A 7,527-nucleotide genomic window follows, 5' to 3' on the forward strand; every position below is an offset into this window, starting at 1 on the left:
GCAGCGACACGCGAAGATCCCACCCGACACCAGCCGGGACAAACGGGATGAACCGATCACCTCAACCAGCAGCGATCACGCCTGAAGGATCAAGGCTAAGTTGTAGCAGTTGCCGGAACACCCCAGTCCGTGTGGGTTCGATGGATTTCCAGACCAATAGGAAACGGACGAACACAGAGCAGGAAGAAAGCTGACCCAGGAGAGGGCTGCTTACTTCCGGCTCATGGGGCAATGCTGCAACAACAAGGAAGCCTGCCGACTGGCGGACCTTAATGTCCGGACCGGCAAGAAGTGGCGCAATGGCGGCTCACGTGACCAGGAGCTTGTCAGGTCAGCCCCTGATCGGGTGATGCCAGGGTGGCGTAGCGGGCGAGGCCCTCCGGTTGCTGAGCGGGATGTCTGACGTCCGCAGCTCTCCGACTCGGGGGCCTTGCCGTACTGGGTGTCCTGCATGCCCTCGTGGAGTAAGTGACGATGCTGGTCGTCATTCATGGGGTGACGTCTCAGCGTGCACTGGTCGCACTCGTGTACATGCGCAGGAACGACACTCTCAGACAGCTCGCCGCCGGATTCGATATCAGCCCCGAGACCGCGCACGCCCGTGTCCATGCCGTGACGGAGCGTCTGGCCGCTCGCGCGCCGGGGTTGATGACGGCCTTCAGACCGGCCAGCCCACCGTATGTCTGCCCAGCGGGACCCTTGCCGATTGCGACCCGACCGGCGACCGGGAATACCCCGCAAGCGTTCCTGCCGGCCGGCCGGCCGGCAGGTGGTGGAACCTGCCGGACGCGCGAACGCGGCCACTTTCTCCAAACTGGCTGAAGCCCAGCTTGGAGAAGCCAGTCGAGTATTTTCGGCGGCGAGGTCTGTATCTGCTGCGGATATTGGTCTGGCCGTGTCCGGCGCGGCAAAACGTTGCTACCGCCTCAGCCATCGTCCCGCAGCCTCACTCGCTTATCCGAGCATACTACTCACCGTATTCCGGTCCCACTCCGATCTGAAAGGAATACCGCCATGGTGGCCGAACATTCCCAGGCATCAGAAGAAGAAAATAAGTATGACCTGACGCCTCCGTACCAGAACGACACCTGGGCCGCTACTGTCAGGGCGCCGATAGAAACGCCACTTGTTCCAGGGGCGAAAGACGGGCAGCTCGAAATAATTCTTCACAATGTCGGCAATAAAGCCAAGAAGCTGGACACTGTTGTTGCCTTCACCTACCGTACGACCAGCATCCCTAGCATTCCGAACTGCAACTCCCCCGAAAATAAAGGCAAAATCTTCAACAATGACAAGATATCTGGGGAGTTCTATTCGAACCATATCCCCGGAGACATGGTCCAGATAGAGTGTAAGGATATCAATAACGGCAGCCCAGTCGAGGCCCACCTTGACCAGAATACCAATACGAAGCGATGGTATTGGAACTATGCGCCGGAGGGAGGGTGGAAGATCGGCAAAACTTACAATGTAAAGATCACGTCGTTTCTGGAAGGAGTAAAGTCCGAGACCCAGGAGCTCGAGTTCTCCATCAAGACAAACCTTCCGACTATCGAGGTCAATCAGCCGACAAATAACGGAAGCCTTCTCAAGGACGGGAAAATTCAGGGAAGCTTCGGCGGTGTATGCGACTATGTCTATGTCGACACCGAACATTATGGGCGACTTACGGCCAGGATTACCGGGAATAGCCTGTGGGAGTGCGCCCCCCCCAGTGGCGGATGGCAAGAAGACCGAGACGAAACGATTACGTGCTGGGGAAAGAACGATTCCGGCGAAACCACAAAAGAGAACCGCAGAACCTTGAAATTCACGTGCCGGAAACCGAAGCCGGGCGCAATTACCTTTATCACCCCCGCCGACGACCGCCAAGAGTACGACACAGCCGAAAATCAGCTGACCCTGCAGATACAGGCCACCGGCGCTGAAGTAGTTCTCGACTATGTCGAAGTGACCGACGAGCATCAGAACAACGGAAAACCCATGCGCGCCGAACGGCAAAAAGAGAAGGTGAATGATCCTGCCGCGACCTATAATCTCAAGGAAGAGTGGAAAGAGGGGGAGTCCGAACCTCTGGAGCACGTGGTGAAGGCGGTCGGCGTGCTGGCCGGTGGTTCGGTGCGCACTGATGCGATTACCCGCAAATTCAAGGTCCGTCGGAGTGGATCCACTGCTCTCAACATCGAGCTGCCCAAGAATAACAACCCGGGCGTCCTGCCCGGTGACAAGGAAATGAGGGGGCTGGCCCCGTACAGCGCAACCAAGATTGCCATCGAGCACACATTCAACGGAAAAACTAAAGAACTCGCCCGGGTTGACGTGGTCAAGGATGAGAAGAAACGTACGGCGACCTGGGAGTATAAAAAGACGGAAAACTGGGAAATCGGTGATCAATCCATCACGGTAACCGCCTATTCTGGCAACGATAAGATGAAAGCCGACCCGGCAATCAACAAGTTTACCGTGGCTTCTGCGGGACCCGTGTTTACCCAGCCGGCTTCCACCACCACAGCCACCTACCCGACTGCCTTCAAGCTCTGCGGGCGACTGCCCGTTGATTCTGGCACAAAAATAAAACTGGATATATCTGGAACCATTGTAGAAATTGAGACTAACGAGGCGGACAAACGGTCGTTCGCCTACACCCCCCCAGGGGGATGGAAGACCGGTAAATACACCGTCAAGGCTACCGGCTACAAAAAGGACGGAACCGAATGGGACCATCACCCCGAAGTATCCTTTGAAGTAAAGGCCTGGAACCAAACGTTCGCCATAACCGCCCCAATAACCGATAAAGTTGCTAACTTTAACACGGCAGTACACGTTGTGCTGCCGGCAGATGCAGAAAATAAGATCCGCCTTGATGTTAAGAACTCTAAGTACAAAGAGTGGAAGAATATCTATGGAGACAAAAAACCTGATGAAGGACGGCCTGCCTGGACCAACGACAGTAAGCCACAGCCCGACAACCAGGGCGCCTGCGATATTCCCGGATGGACCAATGATCCAAAAGTGACAAACATGTATACTGTGAAGGGTGAGAACACGTTTAGGGCGACCTGTTGGGTGAACGGTGCCAAAATCATCGTCGAACGATCCTATTTCTATGGAAAATAAAACACAACCCAACGGATATTATTACGCAGTCACAAAACACGGACAACGGGCGGCTGCCGTACCGGATAATATTGCAACAGATTTACTGGAGACTGGTGGTTGGCTGAATACACTTGACCCCCTTAGCTAACCACCAGGTACAGCACAATGGACCGCCCCCGGACCGCTGATTCAGCAGACATCTACCAAACCAGTCGCCCCGTGTCCGATGCCCACCCTCTGTAAGCCGATGGCCAGACTGAAAAAGATCAGAGCCAGCCCGTCTACGCCCATCTACCGGGAAGTAAGGCGTTCATCCGAGCAAGTCTCGCGGTCTTCGGGTAGTTCTGCACAGAAGGCCACCCCTGAGCCACCAAGGGGGCTTTGTATTCCTTTGGACCGGGCCGCAATAGGCCGCATGCGCAGCCTCGGTGAAGGGCGGCTGCTCCGTGAGTCAGCGACCGCTGTTCCATGCCTGGATGGTCGCTGGAATGTTGGTCCCTGCCATCGGCGGTGCCTGGAGGCCGTGCCAGGAGACGGTGTTTTCGCTGGTGAGGCGGGGCCATGAGATCGGTCGTCGCGGCGTGAATGACGGCCTGAGAGCGCCCGGGGAGGTCTTGCAGTCGCGCGGACCACACCCCGGTGGAGCATGAGCCAGCCGCAGATCCGTTCCACCGCCCAGCGCTTCGGGATCGGGGTGAAGCCCCTGGCCCCGGCTTTGCGGTTGGTGATTTCCATGTCGATGCCGAGGCGGCGGCATGTTCGACGAGGTGCTGCCGGCAGTCGCCGTCGACCCGTACCTTGCGGATGCCACGGCGTCCGGCGGCGACCTGGTCGATGAGCAGGGGCCAGCGACGGAGTCCTGGACGCTGGCCGCGGTGGCCAGCCCTGTGAGAAGAAGCCCGAGCGTGTCGGTGACGCGGTACATACACGAGGCCATCGAAGTCCTGGCTCTTCGCGCACCGGCTCTGGCCGCGGCGATGGAGACGGCCCGGACGAAAGCGTTCGTGATCCTGGACGGCGCTCTGCTGCCGATCGGCCGGACCGCCGTCGGCACCCCCTGCTGCTCAGGGAAACACAAGGGTCCCGGCGTGAACGTCCGGTTTCTCACTGGCCCGTTCGGCCGGCTGCTCCAGGCTTCCCCGGCCCTGCCCGGAGCCACTCACGGCCTGGCCGCGGCCCGAAGCCATGGCATCTCGCGCCCTCCGCAGGACTGAAATGCCGGGCGGACAAGGCCTGCCAAGGCGCTGGCCGGCACATCCGAGTCCCCTTCCGGGGCCGCCGCCTCAACCGTTGGAAGCGACAGCACAACAGCGGCCACGCCAGGATCCGCTGTGCCAGCGGGCCGGCCACGGCTGTGCTGACGGCCGGGGCCTCCTGCGGAAACTCCACTGCGGCACCAATCGGATCACCGACATCATGAAGGCAGTCCTCGCCCTCACCACGCCTCAACGTGAGCCTGGAAAGGGTCCATACACACTGTCTCAGAGCACGCAGCGGTCAGCTGGTCCACAGGAGATCCCGATGTCTGGTCTCCAGGTTGTCGGGCCTGGGCAGGAGCAGCCGGGCGAGTCTGCGCGGGGAGACATGCCTGTACTCGGCGTCCGCGCGTCCTTGGTTGGTCTACTTGTGCAGACGGCTGAGGCAGATTCAGTCGGCAGACTTCGCACGCAACGGGGCTGCCCAGGATGTGAAATGAGAGGTCACATCCATTCGCAACCACTGAGGAACTCCGCCCGTCCTGTCTTCGTAGCGCGACCACAGGCGTCATCGGGCTGAAAATGCTTGCTCACCGGACAGGGGCGAGGCCCGATGAGTGTCCAGTGAATGCCAAGCCTTTTCCTCTCCTTCCCCTCAAGGCGCGAATGTGAACGCAAGGGAATTCCAGTCGATTTATTGATCCAGCATCAGGAGTTCATCATGGCCGATACCGTCATTCCGCGCGATATCAACATTTATCATCCGAATGAGGCGGCGCCGTTTATCGTCAACCCTGACGAGTCGAAAAAACTGAATAACGATGACGAGAAAGACGATAAAAATCGCACCAAGGACGGACAGCTGAAGGCCTGGGGAGAGCCGGGCCGGCTGTGCGGTGACGAAGGCGTCAATATTACAACGCTCAATGGCCGCGCCTTCGGCGACAATTCACAGCCAGCTGTCTACATACGGATTCAGACTGACTACGAGGTAGAGCCCGGAGAGCATGTCATGGTGTACGTTTCCGAGCTAAAAATGATCGGAAAACCAGATGACGTGAAGGACGGGAAGACTCGGCTGGCCTCATTGCTCATCCAGCACGACTGCGAAGAGCATAAGCGACCGTATGGCGGCCAGGGACGTATCACCCTGCCGCTGTCAGCAAGTGCCCCCGAATCGATTGTCCACTACCCAGCCGGCAGTGACAAGGCAGGTCCGTTACCGAAAGCCTCTCCGCTGCAGTATTTCGTGCGCGGAAAAGGAGGCGTGCCCATTAAGGCCGGGGAGATCCAAGATCTGGAGGTCGTGGTCCACAACCCTACGAAATCGACCGTCCAGTACGGTGGAATCGATGTCTGGGCCAAGCTTGGTTCAGGAGAGCATTGCCTCTGCACTCCGGAAGACAGGAAGAAGATTGACATCAGTACTGGGGTCGACGGGTTCGTGAAAGCTGCGAGGTCAAAAAATGTCGATCCTCAGAACACTGTCGCAAAAGACTGGGTACTGATTGCATCGTTCGACGCCAAGGACGCAAACAAGCGGGTAAAGCCGGTATTCCGTGAAATTAAGAGCGGCGGAGAAGCTCATATCATTCTTAAGAACGTGAAGGTATCCCAGACCGCGGGAACAGCAGAACTGCACATCACGGACTGGATATGGCCGGGCAAGAGGCCGCCTGTCCAGCAGTTCGGCAAAGCTGCCATGGTGAAAATGGGAGGCGAATTCTTCTTCGATTACTTTAGTACCGACCAGCCTATGATCAAGAGCGGCCAGGACGGCCGTCTCATCTGGTCGGCACAGAACGTCAAAAACTTTGTCCTGTACGACGGCAAAAACATGGCACAACCCATTGACAACCCTGCTACCCGGGCACAGGACGTCAAAGAAATAAAAGAAACAACCGGGTACGTCCTCGAGGCCTACACCGCCGACGGACTATGCTACGCCCAGCAGGCCGTGCTCGAAGTGAAGGACGAGTCTGTAACCCTGAATCGCGTCACAGTGAAACACCCGGTTGACCTCAATACCCCCGCTTACGAGAACAGGCCCCCCCGCAAACTGAACCACAACAACTTCAAATCCGAAGAGGATCTCGTGCTAGCCGTCGACAAGGGAGACCGCTATGTGATGGTCGCCATCGAGCCGAACACGAAATCCCTCAGCGCCTCCACCAGTGGCGCGGGAATCATCGTGAAGGTCGGAGGGAACCCGGTTGGCACCCTCCATCTCAGCCCGGCGGCAGAAAACGTGCCCCTCGGCTTCAGGCTGCCTGTCGGTAAGAAGACCACAATCGAACCGGACTCCGGGTGGAAAGAAGCGACCGAAAGCCTGGAAAGTACCTTGAACCTAATGGTCACTGTCCCGCGTATTCCCCCGAACCCGCCCAGAGAAGAGAAAAAGGAAACTAAGGAAAAGGGAAAAGAAGAGAAGTAGGCCGCTACTTTCGGTGATAGGGCTTATCTCGACGGACGGGTCTGTAGCATCGCAGGCAATCTCGCACAGCTCCCTGCCAGAAAAGGTTAATAAACCACGCCCGGAGTGCATTATTACGTCGCTGAGGACTACAAAATGAGCGCAAATGTCAGAGAATTCAAGGCAAAAATAGACGGTCAGATGGTTGTCAAGGTGCAGCCAGATCAACCTTTCACCCTGTCCTGGGAGTACGAGAAGACAGAAAATATCGAATGGGTTGCATTAAGTGGCTCGCACGGAATTATAATGTCCACCGTGTACCCTCTCGGAGCTAAATCGGAGAACCATCCTGTCCAGTTCGAAATGACAAATGGGATACAAGATGTCTGCACCTTCCTCCTCACTACCAAAATGCAGGACGAACGCGCCCAGACCCGCTCGTACGTTGTATTCGTAAATCAGCCAGACCGCACTTTCACCAAACTGAAAATCAAGAATACACTCGCCCTCACGAAGCCCTGACCCAGCCACCGGAAACCATCCGGCAGCCGGAAACAGCAGGATATGGAAAATTTTGAGAGGCCGTGATCTGAACAGGGCCTTAGAGCTCGTAACAGGATCTTGATGGGATGCTCTGGTCGGGCGTGACTGGTGTGATGATTCGGCTGTTCGGGATGGTGTGAGTACTCGGCTGTGGATCGTGGATGACGACTTGTGGGCACGCATCGAGCCGCTGCTGCCGCCCTGGCCGTTGAGGTCACCGGGGCCTCGGCCGGTGGCTGACCGGCTGTGTCTGCAAGGCATCCTGTATGTGCGGTG

At 57.5% G+C, this 7,527-nt stretch carries 4 protein-coding genes and 2 pseudogenes; 4 read left to right on the forward strand and 2 right to left on the reverse strand.

Annotation, left to right across the window (positions count from 1 at the left end; genetic code table 11):
* Nucleotides 1-474: 474 nt before the first annotated feature.
* Nucleotides 475-822: a transposase family protein gene (locus tag ACIQWR_RS41215; RefSeq protein WP_404021255.1), complete on the forward strand. Its 348-nt coding sequence runs from the start codon at nt 475-477 to the stop codon at nt 820-822.
* Between the two features lie 192 nt (nt 823-1,014).
* Nucleotides 1,015-3,117, forward strand: a complete 2,103-nt coding sequence (locus ACIQWR_RS41220) for a hypothetical protein (RefSeq protein ID WP_404021247.1) — start codon at nt 1,015-1,017, stop codon at nt 3,115-3,117.
* Nucleotides 3,118-3,550: 433 nt separating this feature from the next.
* Here ACIQWR_RS41220 and ACIQWR_RS41225 read toward each other — a convergent pair.
* Nucleotides 3,551-4,015 (reverse strand): annotated as a pseudogene (locus ACIQWR_RS41225) (hypothetical protein); the annotation flags it as partial.
* A gap of 564 nt (nt 4,016-4,579) precedes the next feature.
* A pseudogene (locus tag ACIQWR_RS41230) lies at nt 4,580-4,743 on the reverse strand (ISL3 family transposase); the annotation flags it as partial.
* A 273-nt stretch (nt 4,744-5,016) separates the two neighbouring features.
* Between ACIQWR_RS41230 and ACIQWR_RS41235 the strand changes: the two are divergent.
* Both ACIQWR_RS41235 and ACIQWR_RS41240 read left to right on the forward strand, forming a co-directional pair.
* A complete protein-coding gene (locus ACIQWR_RS41235; RefSeq protein WP_404021250.1) occupies nt 5,017-6,729 on the forward strand; it encodes a hypothetical protein in 1,713 nt (570 codons plus the stop codon).
* 135 nt (nt 6,730-6,864) lie between these two features.
* A complete protein-coding gene (locus ACIQWR_RS41240; protein ID WP_404021253.1) occupies nt 6,865-7,230 on the forward strand; it encodes a hypothetical protein in 366 nt (121 codons plus the stop codon).
* The last annotated feature ends 297 nt before the right edge of the window (nt 7,231-7,527 follow it).

It is taken from the genome of Streptomyces sp. NPDC098789, assembly GCF_044759975.1.
Lineage (GTDB): Bacteria > Actinomycetota > Actinomycetes > Streptomycetales > Streptomycetaceae > Streptomyces.